Raw genomic sequence first — 22488 nt, forward strand, 5'->3', positions numbered from 1 at the left:
CCGCCCCGCCGGCGAGGCCCGCACCACCACCTCCGGCCCGGCCCTGGACCTCACGCCCCGCCCCGGCGCGGCACCGCTCGGCCGCATGATCGCGGCCCAGGCGGCGCTGGAGACCCGCATGCTGCTGCGCCACGGCGAGCAGCTGCTGCTGACGGTGATCATCCCGACACTGCTCCTGGTGCTCTTCAGCGCGGTGCGGATCATCGACACCGGGGACGGCGGTGACACCGTCGCCGGGCGGGTCGCGTTCCTCGCCCCCGGCGTGCTGGCGCTGGCCGTGCTCTCCACCGCCTTCACCGGACAGGCGATCTCCACCGGGTTCGAGCGCCGCTACGGCGTGCTGAAGCGTCTGGGCGCCTCCCCGCTCCCCCGCTGGGCCCTGCTGACCGCGAAGAGCGCATCGGTCGCGGTGACCCTGGTCCTGCAGATCACGCTGCTCTCCGCCGTGGCGCTGGCGCTCGGCTGGTCCCCGGCCGGTGGCGTCGCCGGCTGGGCCGCCGCGCTGGCGCTGCTGGCGCCGGGGGCGGCGGCGCTCTCCGCCCTGGGGCTGCTGATGGCCGGCACGCTGCGGGCCGAGGCCACCCTGGCCGCCGCCAACCTGATCTTCGTGCTGCTGATGTTCGGCGGCGGGGTGGTCGTCCCCCTGGAGAACTTCCCCGAAGCGGTACGGACGGTGCTGGAACTGCTGCCGGTGGCGGCGCTCGCCGAGGGGCTGCGGGAGGTGCTGCAGCACGGGGGGCCGCTGCCGTGGGACCGTCTGGCCGTCCTCGCCGCCTGGGCGGTGGCCGGCACCGCCGCTGCCGCCCGCTGGTTCCGCTGGGAGTGACAGCGGCAGTGACAGCGGCAGTGACAGCGGGAGTGACAGCGGCGGTGCTGCCGGTTCCGCCATCGGAGTGACGGCGGGGCCAGACGGTGCCGCCACGGGGGGGTGGGACCAACGCCACACCCACCCGCACGCCCCCTCGTGAATGAATGCACAAGCGGCCGCATACGATGGCCGGGTGCCGAAGAAGCCCTCCGCCCCACGCACCCCGCTCGCCCTTCTCGACGCGCGGTGGACACCGCGGCCGGAGACCGTACGCCGCGCCGCGCTCATCGCGTTGGTGATGAGCGTCGTCATCGTCGTCACCGGAGGCGCGGTCCGCCTCACCGGCTCCGGACTCGGCTGCGACACCTGGCCCAAGTGCACCGAGGACTCGCTGGTCACCACACCGGAGATGGGCCTCCACGGGGTCATCGAGTTCGGCAACCGGATGCTCACCTACGTGCTCTCCGCCGCCGTGGGCTTCTTCATCGCCGCCGCCCGCTGCGCGGCCCCGCGCCGCCGGTCCCTGACCCGGCTGGGCTGGGCACAGTTCTGGGTGGTCATGTGCAACGCCGTGCTCGGCGGCATCACCGTCCTCACCGGCCTCAACCCCTGGGTGGTGGCGGGCCACTTCCTGCTGGCCACCGCGCTGATCACGGTCGCCACCGTCTCCTGGGTGCGGGCCCGCGAGGGCGACGACGCACCCCGGCCGCTGGTCGGCACCCCGGTCCGCCGGGCCGTCGCCGGACTGACCGCGCTGACCGCCGCGCTGATCGTCGCCGGCACCGCCGTGACGGGCTCCGGCAAGCACGCCGGTGACAACAGCGAGGACATCATCCGGATGCCGTTCGACTGGGAGACGGTCACCGGGGTGCACGCCGTGCTCGCCTGGGCCGTGGTGCTCGGCGCGCTGGCGGTCCTCGTCGGCCTGCGCCTGGTCGACGCCCCGCCCGGACCGCGTGCCCGCGCCCGGGAGCTGATGGTGGTGCTGCTGGCGCAGGGCGTCATCGGCTACGTCCAGTACTTCCTGGAGGAGCCGCCGCTGCTGGTCGGCATCCACATGCTCGGCTCGACGCTCACCTGGATCGCCACCGTCCGGCTGCTGTTCTCGCTGCGGGAGCGCGGCCCGGCGCCCGAGGCCGCCCCGGAGGAGACCGCCCCGGAGGAGTCCGCACCCGCGACATCCGCGACCGGCACCGGCCAGGACCGGACGACGGAGACCGGCATCCCGGCGGCGCCCGGCCAGGACGCCCCGGCGGTGCCCGGTCAGGACGCCCCGGCGGTGCCCGGTCAGGACGCCCCGGCGGTGCCCGGTCAGGACGGTGGCCCCGCCCCGGCCGCTCAGCCCACCGGCACCTCCAGCCGGTAGACGGCCCGCGCCGTCCCTCCCCCGATCCGCGCGGCGATCCGCCGCGCGGTCGCGGCGGTGCACTCCCCCTCGGCCACCCACGCGCCCAGCGCGCGCTCCATGGCACGCCCGAACTGCCGGGCGCGCACCACGTGCAGCTCCGGCAGCAGCCGCGCCCGGGTGGAGAACATCAGCTTGCCGAACGGCGCGAGACCCAGCACCGGCGTCGGGTCGGGGCCGGTGTCGGCGTACACATGACCGTGCACGGCGGCGAGTTCGGCCGCCGTACGGCAGTGCCGGCGCCCGCCCTCCGGCAGCAGCACCACCGTGCCGTGCCCGGCTACCGCGCCCAGCAGCGGGGCCAGCGGCGCCGGATCGCCGCAGCGCAGCTGGACCGGCCGGCCGGTCTCCAGGGCCTGCCGGAACAGGTGGTGGCGCAGGGCGGCGGTCTGCGCGCCGCCCCGCCCGCGCAGCGTCGCGGAGGCGGCGCGGGCCACCTCGACCGGCCCCGGCGGCCCGGTCGCCGAGGGCTCGGCGGCCAGCGGAGCGCCCGCGCAGGTGAAGGCAGCGGCGGAGCGGGCGGTCGACTCCAGCGCCGCGTCCAGGTTGCGGAGGTGCGCGAGAACGCTGCCCGAGGTGGCCGCGACCTGCGCGGCGAGCTGGTCGAGGTCGACCAGCTCGTGCGCCCGTCCGGACGCGGCCGAGGCCAGTTCCGCGACGCTGGCCGGCTCCCCCGGCCCGGCCGGGGCCCCGGCGGCCACGTCGACGAGGAGATCACTGATGCCGCTGCCGCGCAGCAGCGCTCGGGTCGCCGCGTAGCCGCCCAGTTCCCGCCGCCGGGCGAGGTAGCGGGCCGGGGAGGCGTGTGGCTCCAGTCCCAGCAGCGGCGGGCACCAGCGCAGCAGGGCCAGCCCCGTCACGCTGTCGAAGAAGCTGCCGGCCCGGCTGGTTCCGGCGTCGCTGCCGGTGACGGCGGTCGCGAGCCGGCGCTCGAAGGTGCCGAGGCCGAGCTCACCGTGCACGACGGGATGGCTGTAGTGGTCCACCAGACCCGCCGGCGGGGGAAGCTCCATGTCCTGGTTAACGCGCGGGGCCGCGTCCGGTGTTGGCCACAGCCGTACGACGGGCGCCGGGCGGTCAGTGGCAGCCGTGGCGGCCCCTCCCCCGTACCATCCGGGCGGCGGTCGCCGACGCGCCCGCGCGCCTCGCGGCCACCGGGGACGACGCGGCCGCTGTCATGCCCCCGCGCTCCCTTCCGTGCCCCCGTGGGGCCCGCTGGTCCGGGCCCGATGTGCCCGATACCCCTCGGCGGTCACCGAAACACTGGCAGGAGTGTTCGGAGTGTGGTGAGCGGGGGCGCGCCGGTGTCCGGTGGGGGCGCTCAGGCGTCGTCGCGGGCGGTGGTGGTGCGCGCGTCGTCGGCCGCCGGCGCCGGGCCGGGAGCGCCCTCGCCCGCGCCGGTCCTCGCCGTGCCGGCGGTCTCGTCGGACGGGCCGCCCAGCTGGCTGCCCGCCATCCGGCTCCACTCGTAGGGGCCGGTGCGCACCCGGGCGGCCAGCTCCCCGTCGAAGCTCTCCTGGAGGGTGACGCCCGCCTCCGCCGCGGCGGCGACGGCGTGTTCCCGGTCGGCCGTCACCAGGTCGCCCCAGCCGCCGTCGGCGCCGACCAGCACCAGGCGGTAGCCGCGGGCGCCGAGATAGGCGATCTGCCCCTCGGCGGAGCCGCCGTGCGCGGCGGCGAAGGAGCGGGCGGCGCGTGCCAGGCGCGTCTGCTCGCGGGAGGCGCGGCGATCGGTGGCCGCGCCCGCCTGCGTGGCGGTGGCGGTGCCGGTGGCGGTGCCGTCGGTGTCCGGGGTCTCAGCGGTGTCAGCCATGCCGCCATGCTACCGACGGGTAGCCCCCGGCTGCCAGGGCGGCCGGGGCCGGGCGCCTCCCGCGCGGACCCCGGGAACGGCGCGCCCCGCGACCGCGGGCCCGGAGACGGCGACGGCGACGGCCGGCCGCGTGGTGCGGCCGGCCGGAGGCACGGAGCGGGCTGGGCGCCGAAGCGGCGGCTGGTCAGCCGATGAACGGGTCGATGGCGACAGCCAGGAAGACCAGCGAGACATAGGTGATCGACCAGTGGAAGAGCCGCATCTCCTTGAGCTTCGCCCCGCTGTGCCCGGCGCGGGCACGGGCCTGGAGGGCGTGTGCCTCCCACAGCCACCAGACGCCGGCGAGCGCCGCGACCGTGGTGTAGAACCAGCCCGCGTACCCCAGCGGCCACAGAGTCAGCGAGACACCGACCATCACCCAGCTGTAGACCACGATCTGCCGGGCCACCACCGTGTTCGCGGCTACCACCGGAAGCATCGGGACCCCGACGCGGGCGTAGTCCTCCTTGACCTTCATCGACAGCGGCCAGTAGTGCGGCGGCGTCCAGAAGAAGATCACCAGGAACAGGACGACGGCGGCCCACGAGAGCGAGTTGGTCACCGAGGACCAGCCGATCAGCACCGGCATGCAGCCGGCGATGCCGCCCCAGACGATGTTCTGCGAGGTGCGCCGCTTGAGCAGCATCGTGTAGACGACGACGTAGAACAGCAGCGCGCCCAGCGCGAGTCCGGCGGAGAGCCAGTTGACCAGCAGGCCGAACCACAGCGTGGAGCCGACCGCGAGCGAGATGCCGAAGACCAGGCACTCGGCCGGGGAGACGATCCCCGTCACCAGCGGCCGGTTCGACGTCCGGTGCATCAGGGCGTCGATGTCGCGGTCGAGGTACATGTTCAGCGCGTTGGCGCCGCCCGCCGAGAGATACCCGCCGAAACAGGTGGCGAACACCAGCCACAGGCTGGGCACCCCTTGCGCCGCGAGGAACATCACGGGGATGGTGGTCATCAGCAGCAGCTCGATGATCCGCGGCTTGGTCAGGGCGATGAACCCCATGACCCGGGCACCCAGCGGCCGGTGGCCGGCACCCGCGCTGTGCGTGTCCACGGGACGGGAATCGACGGCCGTCACGAATACCCCTGGTTCTGCGCGTATCAGCGACATGCGCTGCGGACGGGCGCGAGAGTCGGCCGGGCCGGACGGCGGGCGGATCTCGCACGTACCAGGCCACTCTAAACGCCCGGCTCGCCCGCCCTGTCCCCGGGGGTCGGACGTGTCCGCCCCCGGCGGTGACCTCATGGCGCGGCGCCGCGTATCGCCCCGGCTCCTCACGCGAGGCCGGTCCGGCGCCGGACCGGGACACGCCCGGCACACACATCCGCACGGCCCCGGCGAGCGGCCGGCGGCCACTGCCCGCACGCTGGGAAGCCGGGAGGCCGCCGGTCCGCACGACCACCCGTCGAGCGGGGAAAGTCCGGGCGACGGCGCGGGGGTAGGCTCGACACCGCCTCGGCGGGAACAGTCCGACGCCCGTCATCCGGGTCCGTGTGCCGGGCCCGTCACAACCGCGGAGAGGAGCCCTGACGCAGGGTGAGCAGCACGCCTTCCACCTCAGAGTTCGACTGGACCGAGCAGGACGGGCGGGCCGTCGACACGGTCCGCGTCCTGGCGATGGACGCCGTTCAGAAGGTCGGCAACGGCCACCCGGGTACCGCGATGAGTCTGGCGCCCGCCGCCTACCTGGTCTTCCAGAAGCTGATGCGGCACGACCCGACCGACCCGGACTGGACCGGCCGCGACCGGTTCGTGCTGTCCGTGGGGCACACCAGCCTCACGCTCTACATCCAGCTCTACCTGTCCGGCTACGGCCTGGAGCTGGAGGACCTCAAGTCCTTCCGCACCTGGGACAGCAAGACCCCCGGCCACCCCGAGGTCAAGCACACGGTCGGGGTGGAGACCACCACCGGCCCGCTGGGCCAGGGCATCGGCAACGCGGTCGGCATGGCGATGTCCGCCCGCTACGAGCGCGGCCTCTTCGACCCGGACGCCGCCCCGGGCACCTCCCCCTTCGACCACACCATCTGGGTCTTCGCCGGTGACGGCTGCCTCCAGGAGGGCGTGTCCGCCGAGGCGGCGTCCCTCGCGGGCCACCAGAAGCTGGGCAACCTGGTGCTGCTGTGGGACGACAACCACATCTCCATCGAGGGCGACACCGAGACGGCCGTCTCCGAGGACGTCCTCAAGCGCTACGAGGCTTACGGCTGGCACGTGCAGCGCGTCCCGCAGGCCGCCGACGGCGACCTCGACCCGGCCGCGCTCCAGCAGGCGCTGCTCGCCGCTCAGGCCGAGACCTCGCGCCCCTCGATCGTCGCCGCGCGCTCGATCATCGCCTGGCCCGCCCCCAACGCCCAGAACACCGAGGCCGCGCACGGCTCGGCGCTGGGCGCCGACGAGGTGGCCGCCACCAAGCGCATCCTGGGCTTCGACCCGGAGCAGGACTTCGCGGTGGCCCCCGAGGTGCTGGAGCACGCCCGCAAGGTGATCGACCGCGGCCGCGCCGCCCACGCCGCCTGGGACGAGCGGCTGGCCGTCTGGCGCGAGGCCAACCCGGAGCGGGCGGCGGAGTTCGACCGCATCCGGGCCGAGAAGCTGCCCGACGGCTGGGAGGACGCGCTGCCGGCCTTCGAGCCGGGCAAGGACGTCGCCACCCGCAAGGCGTCCGGCGAGGTGCTGAAGAAGCTCGGTCCGGTGATCCCGGAGCTGTGGGGCGGCTCGGCCGACCTCGCCGGCTCCAACAACACCACCATCGACGCCTCCTCGTCGTTCCTGCCGGCCGGCAACCCGCTGCCCAGCGCCGACCCGTACGGCCGCACCGTGCACTTCGGCATCCGCGAGCACGCCATGGGCTCGGCGATGAACGGCATCGCGCTGCACGGGAACACCCGGATCTACGGCGGCACCTTCCTGGTGTTCTCCGACTACATGCGCCCCGCCGTGCGACTGGCCGCACTGATGCGGATCCCGGTCACCTACGTCTGGACCCACGACTCGATCGGCCTCGGCGAGGACGGCCCCACCCACCAGCCGGTGGAGCAGCTGTCCGCGCTGCGGGCGATCCCGGGGCTGAACGTGGTCCGCCCGGCCGACGCCAACGAGACGGTGATCGCCTGGCGCGAGATCCTGCGCCGCCACCGCGACCAGCAGGCCCCGCACGGCCTGGCGCTGACCCGGCAGAACGTGCCGACCTACGCGCCGAACGAGGACACCGTCCGCGGTGGCTACGTCCACACCGAGGCCGAGGGCGGGGAGCCGCAGGTGGTGCTGATCGGCACCGGTTCCGAGCTCCAGCTGGCGGTCGCGGCGCGGGAGACCCTCCAGGCCGAGGGCGTTCCCACGCGCGTCGTGTCGATGCCGTGCGTCGAGTGGTTCGAGGAGCAGGATCAGGGCTACCGCGACAGCGTGCTGCCGCCGGCCGTGCGCGCCCGCGTCGCCGTCGAGGCGGGCATCGCGATGTCCTGGCACCGCTGGGTCGGCGACGCCGGCCGGATCGTGTCGCTGGAGCACTTCGGTGCCTCCGCCGACTACCAGACCCTCTACCGGGAGTTCGGCATCACCGACGGGGCCGTGGCCGACGCCGCCCGCGAGTCCCTCGCCGCCACCCGGGGCTGACCGCTACAAGACCGAGCAGGAGTTGCGATTCTCATGACCGACGCACTCAAGCGGCTCTCCGAGGAGGGTGTCGCCATCTGGCTGGACGACCTCTCCCGCCGCCGCATCACCTCCGGCAACCTCAGCGAGCTGCTGGACCAGCAGTACGTGGTCGGGGTCACCACCAACCCGGCGATCTTCCAGAAGGCGATCTCCGGCGGCGACGGCTACGAGCGGCAGGTCCAGGAGCTGGCCGTCCGCGGGGTCACTGTCGAGGAGGCGGTGCGCATGATCACCACCGCCGACGTGCGGGACGCCTGTGACGTGCTGCACCCGCTGTTCGACACCACCGGCGGCCGTGACGGGCGGGTCTCCATCGAGGTCGACCCGCGCGTCGCGCACGACACCGAGGCCACGGTGGCCGAGGCCAAGCAGCTGGCCTGGCTGGTCGACCGGCCGAACACCCTGATCAAGATCCCGGCCACCCGCGCCGGCCTCCCGGCCATCACCGAGACCATCGCCCAGGGCATCAGTGTCAACGTCACGCTGATCTTCTCCCTGGAGCGGTACCGCGAGGTGATGGACGCCTACCTCACCGGCCTGGAGCAGGCCGACGCCAAGGGCCTGGACATCTCCCGCATCCACTCCGTGGCCTCGTTCTTCGTCTCCCGCGTGGACACCGAGATCGACAAGCGGCTGGACGCGCTGGGCACCGAGGAGGCCACCGCCCTGCGCGGCAAGGCCGCCCTCGCCAACGCCCGCCTGGCCTACCAGGCGTTCGAGCAGGTGACCTCCTCCGACCGCTGGCAGAGCCTGGCGACCAAGGGCGCCAACCCGCAGCGTCCGCTGTGGGCCTCCACCGGCGTGAAGGACCCGGCCTACCCGGACACCCTGTACGTCACCGAGCTGGTCGCCCCCGGCACCGTCAACACCATGCCGGAGGCCACCCTGGAGGCCACCGCCGACCACGGTGAGATCCGCGGCAACACCGTGAGCGCCGACGGCGCCGAGGGCTACGCCCGCGCACGGGCCGACCTGGACGCCCTGGCCCGGGTGGACATCTCCTACGACGAGGTCGTCCAGCTGCTGGAGGACGAGGGCCTGGAGAAGTTCGCCTCGGCCTGGAACGACCTGCTCACCTCCACCAAGGCCGAGCTGGACCGCCTCGCGCCGAAGAAGGGCTGAACCACACGTGAGCAGCGATCCCACGGGAGGACAGGGCGGCGATCCCGCCCTGTCCAACCCGCTGCGTGACGCCCAGGACCGGCGGCTGCCGCGGATCGCGGGGCCGTCCGGCCTGGTGATCTTCGGCGTCACCGGTGACCTGTCCCGCAAGAAGCTGATGCCGGCCGTCTACGACCTGGCCAACCGGGGGCTGCTGCCGCCGGGCTTCTCGCTGGTCGGGTTCGCGCGCCGCGACTGGGCGCACGAGGACTTCGCCGAGGTCGTGCACGACGCGGTGAAGGAACACGCCCGCACCCCGTTCCGGGAGGAGGTGTGGCAGCAGCTCGCCGAGGGCATGCGGTTCGTCCCCGGCGTCTTCGACGACGACGAGGCGTTCGAGCGGCTGCGGTCCACCATCAACGACCTGGACCAGCAGCGGGGCACCAGCGGCAACTTCGCCTTCTATCTCTCGGTGCCCCCGAAGTTCTTCCCCACCGTCGTCAAGCAGCTGAAGAAGCACCAGCTGTCGGAGGCGGGCGAGGGCAGCTGGCGCCGGGCGGTCATCGAGAAGCCGTTCGGGCACGACCTCGCCTCCGCCCAGGAGCTCAACCGCACCGTGCACGGGGTCTTCCCCAACCACGAGGTCTTCCGGATCGACCACTACCTGGGCAAGGAGACCGTCCAGAACATCCTGGCCCTGCGGTTCGCCAACACCATGTTCGAGCCGCTGTGGAACCGCGGCTACGTCGACCATGTGCAGATCACCATGGCCGAGGACATCGGGATCGGCGGCCGGGCCGGGTACTACGACGGCATCGGCTCGGCGCGCGACGTCATCCAGAACCACCTGCTCCAGCTGCTGGCGCTGACCGCGATGGAGGAGCCCGCCTCCTTCGACGCCAAGGCACTGGTCACCGAGAAGCTCAAGGTGCTGCGCGCGGTCCGGCTGCCCGCAGACCTCGGACGGCACACGGTGCGCGGGCAGTACAGCGCGGGCTGGCAGGGCGGGCAGCGAGTGGCCGGTTACCTGGAGGAGGAGGGCATCGACCCCGGGTCGGTGACCGACACCTACGCCGCGCTGAAGCTGGAGATCGACAACCGCCGCTGGGCGGGTGTGCCGTTCTACCTGCGCACCGGCAAGCGGCTCGGCCGGCGGGTCACGGAGATCGCGGTGGTCTTCCAGCGCGCCCCGTACTCCCCGTTCGACGCGACGGACACCCGCGAGCTGAACAGCAACGCGCTGGTGATCCGGGTGCAGCCGGACGAGGGGGTGACGCTCCGGTTCGGCTCCAAGGTGCCCGGCACCCAGATGGAGATCCGCGACGTCACCATGGACTTCGCCTACGGCGAGTCCTTCACCGAGTCCAGCCCCGAGGCGTACGAGCGGCTGCTGCTGGACGTGCTGCTCGGCGACGCCAACCTCTTCCCGAGGCACCAGGAGGTCGAACGCTCCTGGGAGATCCTCGACCCGGTGGAGGAGTTCTGGGCCGAGCAGGGCCGCCCGGAGCCGTACACCGCCGGGACCTGGGGCCCGGAGGCGGCTGACGACATGCTCGCTCGTGACGGACGGAGTTGGCGGCGGCCATGAACATCGATCTCACGGACACCACGTCCGGCCAGATCAACGCGGCACTGATGCAGGCGCGCCGGGCCACCGGCTCGCCCGCGGTCGGCATGGTGCTGACGCTGGTCCTCGTCACCGACGAGGGCAACCACTACGACGCGCTGCGCGCCGCCAGCGAGGCGTCGAAGGAACACCCCTCGCGCATCCTGGTGGTCGTCCGGCGGCCGGGCCGCTCCCCGCGTGACCGTGCGCGGGCGCGGCTGGACGCCGAGGTGCGGGTCGGCGGCGAGACCGGCGCCGGCGAGACGGTGCTGCTGCGGCTGCACGGCGAACTGGCCGGGCACGCCCACAGCGCGGTGCTGCCGCTGCTGCTGCCGGACGCCCCCGTGGTGGTCTGGTGGCCCGAGGACGCCCCGGACCGGCCCGCGGCCGACCCGCTGGGCTCCCTCGCCCAGCGGCGGATCACCGACACCGCCTCCGCGGAGGACCCGGTGTCGGCGATCGGTGTGCGCGCGGCGGGCTACTCCCCCGGCGACACCGACCTGGTGTGGACCCGGGTCACCCCGTGGCGCAGCGTGCTGGCCTCGGCGCTCGACCAGCGGCACGCGCCGATCACCGCCGCCGTCGTCGAGGGCGAGGAGTACAACCCGAGCACGGAGCTGCTGGCGCTGTGGCTCGCGGCCCGGCTGGACGTCCCGGTGCGCCGGGTGCTCTCGGCAGGTCCCGGCATCACGGCCGTGCGGCTGCACACCGAGGAGGGCCAGATCTGTCTGGACCGGCCCGACGGTGCGCTGGCGGAACTGGCCGTGCCTGGCCAGCCGGTGCGGCATGTGGCACTCCAGCGCCGCAACACCGCCGAGCTGATCGCGGAGGAGCTGCGGCGGCTGGACCCGGACGAGGCGTACGCGCAGGCGGTCCGGTTCGGTGTCGACCGGCTGGACCACACCCTGCCGGACGCCGACGACGCGGCGCCGGAGACGGGGCACGGCACGGCCGCCGAGGCGGAGGCCGTGGCGGAGGCGGCCGAGGCCGTCGTGCCCGAGGAGGACGCGCCCACCAAGGGGAGCAAAGGCCGCGCACGCGGCTCCCGGGCGGCGAAGAGCACCAAGGCGTCCGGGGAGCCCGGCGGGTCCGGGGAGGCGGCAGGATGAGCGCCGTACCCGAGGTGGTGGTGCACGCAGACACCACCGTGATGGCCCACGCCACCGCCGCCCGGCTGCTGACGGCTGTCGCCGACGCGCAGGCCTCGCGCGGCACGGCGTCGGTGGTGCTCACCGGCGGCCGCAACGGCAACGCCCTGCTGGCGGCGCTGGCGGAGGCGCCCGCCCGGGACGCGGTCGACTGGTCCGCCCTCGACCTCTGGTGGGGCGACGAGCGGTTCCTGCCGGACGGTGACGCGGACCGCAACGCCACCCAGGCCCACGAGGCGCTGCTCGACGGCGTCGGCGTGGACCCGGCGCGGGTCCACCCGATGCCCGCGTCCGACGGCGCGTTCGGCGCGGACGTGACGGCCGCGGCCGCCTGGTACGCGCGGGAGCTGGCGGGCGCCGCGGGACCGGAGGACCCCTCCGGTGTGCCGGCGTTCGACGTGCTGCTGCTGGGCGTGGGCCCGGACACCCACGTCGCCTCCCTCTTCCCCGGCCATGCCGCCTTCGCCGAACGGTCGGCGGCGGCGGTCGCGGTCACCGAGGCGCCCAAGCCGCCGCCCACCCGCGTCTCCCTGACGGTGCCGGCCATCCGGTCCGCCCGGCAGGTGTGGCTGCTGGCGGCCGGCGCGGACAAGGCCGACGCGGTGGCCGCGGCGCTGGCGGCGCCGGCGGACGGCGACGTCCCGGCGGCCGCCGCACGCGGCCGCGAGCGGACCCTGTGGCTCCTGGACCGGTCGGCGGCCCCACCCGCCCGCTGACCCAACCGCACCGACGGGGGCCCGCGACACCTCTACGGGTGGTTCGGGGCCCCCCGGGTCCGGCCTCTTCGCCCCGTCGCGATGCGACGGGGCGAAGTGCTGTCCGGGTCCGGCGCGGCTACGTGCCGAAGGGGCCTCGGCCCGTCGGGGGCGGCGGCACGTGAGGTTCGGCACCGGGCGCGGAGCGTTCCACGATGGGGACAGGGGAGCCGGGACTATCGGTGGCTCGTGTCCAGGCGTAGGCCGTGACGAGGAAGACGAAGAGGACGTAGCCGGAGAGGCTGGTCCACCAGGCGGCCCAGGCAGCTCCCTGGCCTCCATCGATGATGGAACCTCCCACGACGGTGATGAGAAACGCGAGGGTGGCGAACCCCCCTGCGCCCAGCCACCACGTGTCGCGTCGTGCCAGTCCGTAATGGCGCAGGGCACCACTCAGCAGCGTGAAGCAAAGAAGCACGGCCAACGGCTGCGCGAGCATCGGCCCGGACAGAAGGTCGTGCGCCCATAGGCCGGCCGTGTCACCGTCGGCGGTCAGCCATGAGACCGCCGCCGTGATGCCCACCGCCAGCACCCAGGGGACCAGTGCGGCAACCGCCGACAACAGGATCAGTCGACTCTTTCCCATGAGCTGATCATAGCCGTGCAACTTTCCGACACCGCACGATAAAGTCACGGAAGGATATTTACACCATAACTATACAAACGGAGCATCACCTAAGAGGGCACATCAGTAAACGCCTTGCGTGACGAACACGGCGCTTCATACATTGACGAGGAGTCCAGATCGCATATGGGGGGCCATAATGGGGCAAATTTCGCGAATAGCAAAAATCTGCACTATCTGGGCGGTGTTCTTGCCGATGGGGGCGTCTCCCGCCGCAGCAGCGCCCGCCACCGAAGGCCTACGGGAGTCACCGGCCTTCACGCTCAGCGGGTTCCGCGACGGCGCTCTCGACGACCTCACCCGCTCACAGAGACATGCCCGGCAGGACGAAGCTCTCGGCGACCACGGTCTCTCTGTCATGCGCGCCGACACCGGGGAAACGGCCGTCGTCGACGCCTCGCTCGCGGACACCGGCATAACGACGGCCGCCGGCGCGGGCTTCATCGACCTGTCCTGGGAGAGCCACGGGGACACCACCCGCTACGCCGTGGTCCGCGACGACCAGCTACTGCACACCACCCAGCCGGACAACGCCGGGTACCGCGACAACGCCGTGGTCCCGGGCGCCGACCACCGCTACGAGATCGCACCCATCCTGGAGGAGGACGACCTCAGCGAGGCACGAAGCTGGCACATGCAGGTCACCGCCACCGGCGAAGACGGCACCACCACCGCACTCCACGAGCAGGCACACTCCCAGGCGGTCACCGCCGCGGCATCGCGAACCACCACGGTCAGCTACATCACGTTCATCCCACAGAAGCGGATCAACGCCCCCGTCCAGGGGTGTGGCAGCTACGGCTCGAAGCACCAGTTCGGCGGTGACAACCGCACCAGTTTCGACTGGAAGTCCTCCCGTTACCGCACCGCCGTCCACGGAACGGTCAACTGGAATGCCAAGACGGTGACGAGCAATGTGAGCATCGCGCCCACAAAGGTGTACCGAAAGTCCGACGGCAAGCTCGTCGCGACGAAGACGGCCTCGGGCAAGAGCAGCTACGCCAAGAAGATGAGCGTCGGCACGACAACCCGGCAGGACGTTCGCGTCGTCACCCACGCCTCCAACCCCTTCTGCGGGCACGGAGCCATCTCCGGGGCGTTCTCCATGAACGTAACCCGGAGCGGCAACTACTCCATCTTCTCCGGCAAGCATCGCCAGATGCCCAACACGCACGTGTACATCTTCAACGGCACCACCAACAAGGCCACCACCGTCTACAGTCGCAAGTACGCAAGCGTCGCCTGCCTCGTCGGCCCGGTCCTGTGCCGAGAGGCCAATTTCACGGGGTCCGGACGCTACTGAACCGGGTCGGGCGAACTCTCACCGACCCCGGCACTGTCCCGCCAGCACGAGGACGTGTCCGGCCGATCATGTGACTGCTTCCGGTCGGGGTCATGGGTGTGGACATGGAACGCGGTGATCCGACGGATGCCGAGTGGGAACGGCCACGGCCGTTCTTGCCGGTCAGCAACAGGCGTTGCAGCAGGTGGAGGGATCACCGGCCGGTGATCGACGGGAGTCTGCACCGGCTGCGGACCGGCGTTCAGTGGCATGACCTGCCCGAACGGTTCGGCCCGTGGAAAACCTTCTACGTACGCCACCCCGTGGGGGCGGCCGCCACCGCCCGCTGTCCCTGATCGTCACACCAGGGCAGCGGGCGGACCGCACTCGGTTCGAATCCGTGGCGGGGAAGATCCGCGTCCGCGGATCGTGCCGGGCAGGCCGTGTGAGAAGCCCGCCGGGCACAAGGGATCACGCGGCGGACGACCAACCGGCTTCGGCGAAGAGCGCTACGAGAAACGCCACACCGTCGAGTCAACCGACTCAAACACGCCAGAGCAGTAGCCACCCGCCACGGCGAACACGGATACGTCTTCCTCGGCACCGCGACCGCAGCAGCCCACGCCATCTGGCTCCGGGCATGCTCGGCACGACAAGTCCCGTCGAGCCGTGACCGTACGGCGCCGATGTCCTGACCACTCCGCTGGGCCCGGGCCTGAGTGGCGGCCGGGCCCAGTCGGCCGCCGCCGCTCAGCGCCCGCGCAGCGTCCGGTAGCGGGCGACCAGCGCGGTGGTGGACGGGTCGAGGCCGGGAACCTCGGCCCCCTCGGTCAGTGCCGGCTCCACGCGCTTGGCGAGGACCTTGCCCAGCTCCACGCCCCACTGGTCGAAGGAGTCGATGTCCCAGACCGCGCCCTGGACGAAGACCTTGTGCTCGTAGAGCGCGACCAGCTGGCCCAGGACCGACGGGGTCAGCTCCGGCGCCAGGACGGTGGTGGTGGGCCGGTTGCCGGGGAAGGTGCGGTGCGGCACCAGCTCCTCGGCCACTCCCTCGGCCCGCACCTCCTCGGCGGTCTTACCGAAGGCCAGCGCCTGGCCCTGGGCGAAGAGGTTGGCCATCAGCAGGTCGTGGTGGCCGGCCGGGCCCTCGGGAAGGCCGGCGACCGGCCGTGCGAAGCCGATCAGGTCGGCGGGGATCAGCTGGGTGCCCTGGTGCAGCAGCTGGTAGTAGGCGTGCTGCCCGTTGGTGCCGGGGGTCCCCCACACCACCGGTCCGGTCTGCCAGCTCACCGGCCGTCCCTGGCGGTCGACGGACTTGCCGTTGGACTCCATGTCCAGCTGCTGGAGGTAGGCGGTGAACCGGGAGAGGTAGTGGGAGTACGGCAGTACCGCGTGTGAGCGGGCGCCGTGGAAGCCGCCGTACCAGACGCCGAGGAGTCCGAGGAGCAGCGGCGCGTTCTCCTCGGGGGCGGCGGTGCGGAAGTGCTCGTCGATCAGGTGGAAGCCGGCCAGCATGTCCCGGAAGTTGTCCGGGCCGACGGCCGTCATCAGGGCCAGGCCGATGGCGGAGTCGTAAGAGTAGCGGCCGCCGACCCAGTCCCAGAACTCGAACATGTTGTCGGTGTCGATGCCGAACTCGGCGACCTTGGCCGCGTTGGTGGAGACCGCGACGAAGTGCCGGGCGACCGCCGATTCGTCGCCGTCGGCCGCGTCGAGGCCGGCGAGGAGCCACCGCTTCGCCGTGGTGGCGTTGGTGATGGTCTCGATGGTGGTGAAGGTCTTGGACGCGACGATGAACAGCGTCTCGGCGGGGTCGAGGCCGACCAGCGCCTCGTGGAGGTCGGCGCCGTCCACGTTGGAGACGAACCGGACCGTCAGCTCGCGGTCGCTGAAGGCCCGCAGCGCCTCGTACGCCATCGCCGGCCCGAGGTCGCTGCCGCCGATGCCGATGTTGACGACGTTGCTGATGCGCCGGCCGGTGTGGCCCTTCCAGTCGCCGGAGCGCACCCGGTCGGCGAAGACCTGCATCTTGGTGAGGACCGAGTGGACGGCGGGCACCACGTTGCGGCCCTCCCCCGCCACCTCCACCACGGCGTCCGAGGGGGTGCGCAACGCGGTGTGCAGGACGGCGCGGTCCTCGGTGACGTTGATGCGCTCGCCGGAGAACATCGCGTCCCGCAGACCGGCGACGTCGGTCGCGGCGGCCAGGTCGCGCAGCAGCCGCAGGGTCTCGTCGGTGACGAGGTTGCGGGAGTAGTCGAGGTAGAGGTCGCCGGCCTGGACGCCGTAGCGCTCGGCGCGCCCGGGGTCCTCGGCGAACAGCTCCCGCAGGTGTGTGCCGGCCAGCTGCTCGTGGTGGCGGGCCAGCGCACCCCACTCCGGCATCCGGTCCAGCCTGTCCCGTCCCGCTGCGTTCATCGTGCGTATCGCCCATCCGTGTCGAGAGTCACCGATGGGCTGAACGCTAGTCGATCACGCGGCGCGGCCGGGTCTCCGCGCGCTCAGATCTCGCCACGGAGCTTCGCCAGGGCCTCGGCGAGGATCGCCTCGCCGTCGGCCTCGCTGCGGCGTTCCCGCACGTAGGCGAGGTGGGTCTTGTACGGCTCGGTGCGTGGTGGGTCCGGTGGGTCCTCGCGGTCGGTACCGGCCGGGAACCCGCAGCGGGGGCAGTCCCAGTGGACGGGAACCTGCGCGTCGCTGGCGAAACTCGGTTGCGTCTCGTGCCCGTTGGCGCACCAGAAGGAGACCCGGAGACGCGGGGCGGAGTCACCGCGCTCGGCCTCGCCCATGGGCCCCGCGCCGACCCGGCTGCCCCGGATCGCGTTGCCACCTGCCACGGTCGTAACTCCCTGCCTCACGTGCTGCGAAGTCGCCTCAGTCTATGTGACGTTCATCGTGAGTACAGGGGGCGTCACGCACGGACCGGCCCGGCCCCCGCTGGGGCCGGGCCGGTCCGTGGGGCCGGGCGGGTCACTACTTCATCAACAGGCCGAGGGCCACGACGATCCCGAACCAGATCAGCGCGACGACAACGGTCATCCGGTCCAGGTTGCGCTCGGCGACCGAGGAACCACCGACCGAGGACTGCATACCGCCACCGAACATGTCGGACAGACCGCCGCCCTTGCCCTTGTGCATCAGCACCAGCAGCCCCAGCAGAAAGCTGAACAGAACAAGGGCGATCTGGAACCCGATTTCCACGGCAGGACCTACTCTCTGGGACAGACGGACGGCGCCCAATCTACAGGCTGAACTCACGGTCATGGGCAGGGCGGGCGGCTCCCGGCCCCGGACAGCGTACCGCTCCGGGGCCGCGCGTGGCGGCCCGGAGCTCCCCGCGCGTGACCGGCCGGTGACCGGCCGCGCGCGGGGAGGCGGTCACTGGTCGCGGAAGCGGACGATCCGCACGAACTCGTCGGCGTCCAGCGACGCCCCGCCGACCAGCGCACCGTCGACGTCGGGCTGCGACATGATCGCGGCGACGTTGGCGCCCTTGACCGAACCGCCGTACTGGATACGGACCTGGTCGGCGACCTCCTGGCTGTACAGCTCGGCCAGCCGGTTACGGATGGCGCCGCACACCTCCTGTGCGTCCTCGGGGGTGGCGACCTCGCCGGTGCCGATCGCCCAGACCGGCTCGTAGGCGATGACGACGGTGGCGGCCTGCTCGGCCGGGACACCGTCGAGACCGCCGTCGAGCTGGGTCAGGGTGTAGGGGACGTGCTCACCCGCCTTGCGGATGTCCAGCCCCTCACCGATGCAGAGGATCGGGGTGAGGCCGTGGGCGAAGGCGGCCTTCACCTTGGCGTTGCAGACCAGCTCGTTCTCGCCGTGGTACTGGCGGCGCTCGGAGTGGCCGACGGCCACGTAGTGGCAGCCGAGCTTGGCGAGCATCGCGCCGGAGACCTCGCCGGTGTAGGCGCCCGACTCGTGCGCGGAGAGGTCCTGGGCGCCGTACTTGATGTTCAGCTTGTCGCCGGCGATCAGGGTCTGCACCGAGCGGAGGTCGGTGAACGGGACGAGGACGGCGACCTCGACCGCGTCGAAGTCCTTGTCCTCCAGGGCGAAGGCGAGCTTCTGGGTGTGGGCGATGGCCTCGAGGTGGTTGAGGTTCATCTTCCAGTTGCCCGCCATCAGCGGCGTGCGTGCGGTCATGACCGGTCTCCCTCACGGAGGTGGTGGCGGGCGGTGGGCCGGGCGGCCGGCGCGGGGCGCGGCGCCCGGTGGCGTCGGATGGCGGAGGACACGGGCTCAGTCCTCCAGGGCCACCAGGCCGGGGAGGGTCTTGCCCTCCAGGTACTCCAGGCTGGCGCCGCCTCCGGTGGAGATGTGGCCGAAGGCGTTCTCGTCGAAGCCGAGGAGGCGGACCGCGGCGGCCGAGTCGCCACCGCCGACCACGCTGAACGCCGGGCTGTCGAGCAGCCCCTGGGCGACGGCGCGGGTACCGGCGGCGAAGTCCGGGTGCTCGAAGACGCCCATCGGGCCGTTCCAGAACACGGTCGCGGCGTCCGCGAGCTTGGCGGCGTAGAGCGCGCCGGACTCGGGGCCGATGTCCAGCCCCATCAGGCCGGCGGGCATGGCGTCGGCGGGCACCACCGAGGGGTCGGCAGGTGCCTTGGTCTCCAGGACCGGGAAGGACGCGGCGGCGACCACGTCGACCGGCAGCACGAACTCCACTCCCAGCTTCTCCGCGCGGCGCAGGTACTCCTGCACCACCGGGATCTGGTCCTCCTGCAGCAGCGAGGAACCGACCTCGTGGCCCTGGGCCTTGAGGAAGGTGAAGACCATGCCGCCGCCGATGAGGATGCGGTCGGCGCGCTCCAGAAGGTGGTCGATGACGCCGAGCTTGTCGGAGACCTTGGCGCCGCCGAGGACCACGGCGTACGGCCGGGCCACGTCGTCGGTGAGCTTGCGCAGCACGCCGACCTCGGTGGCGATCAGCTCGCCGGCCGCGTGCGGCAGCCGGGCGGGCAGGTCGTAGACGGAGGCGTGCTTGCGGTGCACCGCGCCGAAGCCGTCACCGACGTAGAGGTCGGCGAGGGTGGCGAGCCGGTCGGCGAAGGCGCCGCGCTCGGCGTCGTCCTTGGAGGTCTCGCCGGGGCTGAACCGGAGGTTCTCCAGCAGCGCGAGCTGACCGTCGCCGAGTCCGTCGACGGCGGCGCGGGCGCCCTCGCCGTCGGTGTCGGCGGCGAAGGCCACGTCCTGGCCGAGCAGCTCGCCGAGGCGCACGGCGACCGGCGCCAGCGAGAACTGCTGGTCGGGCGCGCCCTTGGGCCGGCCGAGGTGGGAGGCCACGACGAGCCGGGCACCGGCGGCCAGCAGCTTGCGCAGCGTCGGCACGACGGCGCGGATCCGGCCGTCGTCGGTGATGGTGCGGCCGGCCCCCGGGGCCCCGGCCAGCGGGACGTTGAGGTCGGCGCGGACGAAGACGCGGCGACCGGCCACGCCCTCCGCGATCAGGGTGTCGATCGTCTTCATGAGCTGACTCCTGTCATGGCGCAGGGCCCGTGCGCAGCACGGACCCTGCCCAAAGATGTTTCGCCGGCCTGCGTCAGAGCTTGCCGCCGACGTAGACGGTGAGGTCGACGAGGCGGTTGGAGTAGCCCCACTCGTTGTCGTACCAGCCGACGATCTTGACCTGCTTGCCCTGCGCCATGGTGAGGAGCGAGTCCAGGGTGCAGGAGGCGGGCCAGTTGACGATGTCCGAGGAGACGATCGGGTCCTCGGTGTACTCCAGCACACCCTTGAGCGAACCCTCGGCGGCCTTCTGGAAGGCGGCGTTGACCTCGTCGCGGGTCACCTCGCGGTTCAGCTCGACCACCAGGTCGGTCACGGAGCCGGTGGGCACCGGGACGCGCATGGCGATGCCGTCGAGCTTGCCCTTGAGCTGCGGGAGCACCAGGGCGGTGGCCTTGGCGGCGCCGGTGGAGGTCGGGATGATGTTCTCGGCGGCGGCGCGGGCGCGGCGGAGGTCCTTGTGCGGGAAGTCCAGGATGCGCTGGTCGTTGGTGTAGGCGTGGACCGTGGTCATCATGCCCTTGACCAGGCCGAAGTTCTCGTCCAGGACCTTCGCCATCGGCGCCACACAGTTGGTGGTGCAGGAGGCGTTGGAGATGACGTGGTGCTTCGCCGGGTCGTAGTCGCCCTCGTTGACGCCCATCACCACGGTGATGTCCTCGTCAGTGGCGGGGGCGGAGATCAGGACCTTCTTGGCGCCGCCGGTGAGGTGCTTGGCGGCGGCTTCGCGCTTGGTGAAGATGCCGGTGGACTCGATCACGATGTCGACGCCCAGCTCACCCCAGGGGATGTCGGCCGGGTCGCGCTCCGAGAGCACCTTGACGGTCTTGCCGTCGACGGTGATGGAGTCGGCGGTGTGGGTGACCTCGGCCTTCAGGCGGCCGAGGATCGAGTCGTACTTCAGCAGGTGCGCGGTGGTCGCGGTGTCACCCAGGTCGTTGACAGCCACGATCTCGACGTCCGCGCCCTGCTCCAGGAGGGCACGGAAGTAGTTGCGGCCGATGCGGCCGAAGCCGTTGATTCCTACGCGGATCGTCACGAACCGATCTCCTCGTTGGTACGCCGGTGGCGACACCGGCGAAAGCTGTTTGGGATGTCCCCGACCGTGTTCGACCCTACCGCGCCGGGGTGTCGGTGGTGACACCGGCCGCACGGTCCCGGACACGCGGCCGGGGGCGGCGCCGGGCACCGGCCGCGCGGCGCTGCGCGGCCGGTGGAGAGCCGCACCGGGAGGGTGCCCGGTGCGGCGGGACAAACGACTGTGGGCGGGAGCGGTCCACGGACGGGGCGCGGGACCGGTGGCGGTCCCGCGCGGGCGTCAGCCGACCATCTCCTCGGTGAGGCAGGACTCGGTACCGGGGATGCCGATGTCCTGGGCTCGCTTGTCGGCCATGGCGAGCAGGCGCCGGATCCGGCCGGCGACCGCGTCCTTGGTCAGCGGCGGGTCCGCGAGCGCTCCGAGTTCCTCCAGCGACGCCTGCTTGTGCTCCATGCGCAGCTTGCCGGCGGCGGCGAGGTGGTCGGGGACCTCCTCGCCGAGGATCTCCAGGGCGCGCTGCACCCGGGCGCCGGCCGCGACGGCGGCCCGCGCGGAGCGGCGCAGGTTGGCGTCGTCGAAGTTGGCGAGGCGGTTGGCGGTGGCCCGCACCTCGCGCCGCATGCGGCGCTCCTCCCAGGCGAGCACGGACTCGTGCGCGCCGAGGCGGGTCAGCAGCGCGCCGATGGCGTCGCCGTCCCGCACGACCACCCGGTCCACGTTGCGCACCTCGCGGGCCTTGGCCGCGATCTGGAGGCGGCGGGCGGCGCCGACCAGCGCGAGGGCCGCCTCGGGGCCGGGGCAGGTGACCTCCAGCGAGGAGGAGCGGCCGGGTTCGGTCAGCGAGCCGTGGGCGAGGAACGCGCCGCGCCAGGCGGACTCGGCGTCGCAGGTCGCCCCCGAGACGACCTGCGGCGGGAGACCGCGGATCGGACGGCCGCGGCCGTCGACCAGGCCGGTCTGCCGGGCCAGCTGCTCACCGCCCGCGACCACCCGCACCACGTAGCGGCTGCCGCGCCGCAGCCCGCCGGGGGCCATCACCACCAGGTCGGAGGAGTGTCCGAAGATCTCCAGAATGTCGCGGCGCAGTCGCCGCGCGGCGATCCCGGTGTCCAGCTCCGCCTCGATCACGATCCGCCCGCTCACCAGGTGCAGTCCGCCCGCGAAACGCAGTGTCGAGGAGACCTCGGACTTGCGGCAGCAGGTGCGGGTCACCGGGAGCCGGGAGATCTCATCCTTCACGGCAGCCGTCATCGCCATGGGCCGATCCTTCCATGCATCCTGAAAATACGGTCGTACGCGGCCGCCAGCAGCTCCGGGTCGTGCCGGGGCGTGCCGTCCACGGCGGCGACCGGCGCCAACTCCACGGCGGCACCGATCCGTCCGGCGGCTTCCTCCAGGCTGCCGAAGTCCGGCACGGCGGCCTGGTCGGCCAGCACCACGTCAAAGGTGAGTTTAGGGGCGTGTTGTACCAAAACCTCCACATGACGTTGCGGAGAGAACCCCTCAGTTTCTCCGGGCTGCGGTGCGAGGTTGAGCGAGAGCACCCGCCGGGCCTTGGTCTCGGTGAGCGCCTGGAGCAGTTCGGGCACCAGCAGATGCGGGATCACGGAGGTGAACCACGAGCCGGGGCCCAGCACCACCCAGTCCGCCTCACGCACCGCGGCGACGGCCTCCGGGACGGCG

Annotated in this window: 19 protein-coding genes and 2 pseudogenes; 9 read left to right on the plus strand and 12 right to left on the minus strand. The window is 72.5% G+C overall.

The genetic code is table 11. From position 1 onward, the window contains the following. Positions 1-85: 85 nt before the first annotated feature. Together E0D90_RS08820 and E0D90_RS08825 are read left to right on the plus strand one after the other, a co-directional pair. Positions 86-826: an ABC transporter permease gene (locus tag E0D90_RS08820; RefSeq protein ID WP_130797275.1), complete on the plus strand. Its 741-nt coding sequence runs from the start codon at positions 86-88 to the stop codon at positions 824-826. A gap of 142 nt (positions 827-968) precedes the next feature. Beyond that, positions 969-1994, plus strand: a pseudogene (locus E0D90_RS08825) (COX15/CtaA family protein); the annotation flags it as partial. A 152-nt stretch (positions 1995-2146) separates the two neighbouring features. Here the strand turns inward: E0D90_RS08825 and E0D90_RS08830 are convergent. The 3 genes from E0D90_RS08830 to E0D90_RS08840 all read right to left on the minus strand — a co-directional run bounded on the left by E0D90_RS08830 (position 2147) and on the right by E0D90_RS08840 (position 5152). Continuing rightward, complete coding sequence (locus E0D90_RS08830; protein WP_130797265.1) at positions 2147-3226, minus strand: amidohydrolase; 1080 nt, start codon at positions 3224-3226, stop codon at positions 2147-2149. A 308-nt stretch (positions 3227-3534) separates the two neighbouring features. After that, positions 3535-4026 (minus strand): hypothetical protein, encoded by a 492-nt coding sequence (locus E0D90_RS08835; protein WP_307721132.1) that lies wholly within the window; start codon positions 4024-4026, stop codon positions 3535-3537. Positions 4027-4210: 184 nt separating this feature from the next. Beyond that, a complete protein-coding gene (locus E0D90_RS08840; protein ID WP_103504156.1) occupies positions 4211-5152 on the minus strand; it encodes a heme o synthase in 942 nt (313 codons plus the stop codon). A gap of 459 nt (positions 5153-5611) precedes the next feature. On the opposite strand from E0D90_RS08840, the gene tkt reads away from it, so the two are divergent. The 5 genes from tkt to pgl are packed head-to-tail and all read left to right on the plus strand — an operon-like array spanning position 5612 to position 12303. Next, a complete protein-coding gene (tkt, locus tag E0D90_RS08845; protein WP_130797266.1) occupies positions 5612-7690 on the plus strand; it encodes a transketolase in 2079 nt (692 codons plus the stop codon). A gap of 33 nt (positions 7691-7723) precedes the next feature. Further along, a complete protein-coding gene (gene tal, locus E0D90_RS08850) occupies positions 7724-8854 on the plus strand; it encodes a transaldolase (protein ID WP_130797267.1) in 1131 nt (376 codons plus the stop codon). 7 nt (positions 8855-8861) lie between these two features. Then, positions 8862-10421: a glucose-6-phosphate dehydrogenase gene (zwf, locus tag E0D90_RS08855; protein WP_174856169.1), complete on the plus strand. Its 1560-nt coding sequence runs from the start codon at positions 8862-8864 to the stop codon at positions 10419-10421. After that, the gene (opcA, locus tag E0D90_RS08860) at positions 10418-11548 is read left to right on the plus strand and encodes a glucose-6-phosphate dehydrogenase assembly protein OpcA (protein WP_130797268.1); all 1131 of its coding nucleotides are present in this window, start codon (positions 10418-10420) and stop codon (positions 11546-11548) included. Before zwf ends, opcA begins: the two co-directional genes overlap by 4 nt. Then, entirely contained in the window at positions 11545-12303 is a 759-nt protein-coding gene (pgl, locus tag E0D90_RS08865) for a 6-phosphogluconolactonase (protein WP_130797269.1), read from the plus strand. Before opcA ends, pgl begins: the two co-directional genes overlap by 4 nt. A gap of 118 nt (positions 12304-12421) precedes the next feature. Here pgl and E0D90_RS08870 read toward each other — a convergent pair whose 3' ends face one another. Further along, positions 12422-12928 (minus strand): hypothetical protein, encoded by a 507-nt coding sequence (locus tag E0D90_RS08870; protein WP_130797270.1) that lies wholly within the window; start codon positions 12926-12928, stop codon positions 12422-12424. 397 nt (positions 12929-13325) lie between these two features. On the opposite strand from E0D90_RS08870, the gene E0D90_RS08875 reads away from it, so the two are divergent. Beyond that, positions 13326-14270, plus strand: a complete 945-nt coding sequence (locus E0D90_RS08875) for a hypothetical protein (RefSeq protein WP_130797271.1) — start codon at positions 13326-13328, stop codon at positions 14268-14270. A 104-nt stretch (positions 14271-14374) separates the two neighbouring features. Next, positions 14375-14566, plus strand: a pseudogene (locus tag E0D90_RS28585) (transposase); the annotation flags it as partial. Positions 14567-14999: 433 nt separating this feature from the next. Here E0D90_RS28585 and pgi read toward each other — a convergent pair. From pgi to E0D90_RS08920, 8 genes are all read right to left on the minus strand, one after another. After that, the gene (gene pgi / locus E0D90_RS08885) at positions 15000-16667 is read right to left on the minus strand and encodes a glucose-6-phosphate isomerase (protein WP_130797272.1); all 1668 of its coding nucleotides are present in this window, start codon (positions 16665-16667) and stop codon (positions 15000-15002) included. A gap of 83 nt (positions 16668-16750) precedes the next feature. Further along, positions 16751-17086, minus strand: coding sequence for an RNA polymerase-binding protein RbpA (locus tag E0D90_RS08890; RefSeq protein WP_103502497.1), 336 nt, complete (start codon positions 17084-17086; stop codon positions 16751-16753). Positions 17087-17222: 136 nt separating this feature from the next. Next, on the minus strand, positions 17223-17450 hold the full coding sequence (gene secG, locus E0D90_RS08895) for a preprotein translocase subunit SecG (protein WP_174856170.1): 228 nt from the start codon (positions 17448-17450) through the stop codon (positions 17223-17225). A 177-nt stretch (positions 17451-17627) separates the two neighbouring features. After that, positions 17628-18404, minus strand: coding sequence for a triose-phosphate isomerase (gene tpiA, locus E0D90_RS27725; protein WP_130797273.1), 777 nt, complete (start codon positions 18402-18404; stop codon positions 17628-17630). Positions 18405-18500: 96 nt separating this feature from the next. Next, entirely contained in the window at positions 18501-19727 is a 1227-nt protein-coding gene (locus tag E0D90_RS27730; RefSeq protein WP_130797274.1) for a phosphoglycerate kinase, read from the minus strand. Positions 19728-19800: 73 nt separating this feature from the next. Next, positions 19801-20805, minus strand: a complete 1005-nt coding sequence (gene gap, locus E0D90_RS08910) for a type I glyceraldehyde-3-phosphate dehydrogenase (protein WP_103502500.1) — start codon at positions 20803-20805, stop codon at positions 19801-19803. A gap of 279 nt (positions 20806-21084) precedes the next feature. Further along, positions 21085-22062, minus strand: coding sequence for a DNA-binding protein WhiA (gene whiA, locus E0D90_RS08915; protein ID WP_103502501.1), 978 nt, complete (start codon positions 22060-22062; stop codon positions 21085-21087). After that, positions 22053-22488, minus strand: a 436-nt coding sequence (locus E0D90_RS08920) for a gluconeogenesis factor YvcK family protein (RefSeq protein WP_174856171.1), incomplete at its 5' end; no start/stop codon positions are given. The genes E0D90_RS08920 and whiA, both read right to left, overlap by 10 nt.

Origin of the sequence: Streptomyces otsuchiensis (genome assembly GCF_004305975.1) — a bacterium.
Lineage (GTDB): Bacteria > Actinomycetota > Actinomycetes > Streptomycetales > Streptomycetaceae > Streptomyces > Streptomyces otsuchiensis.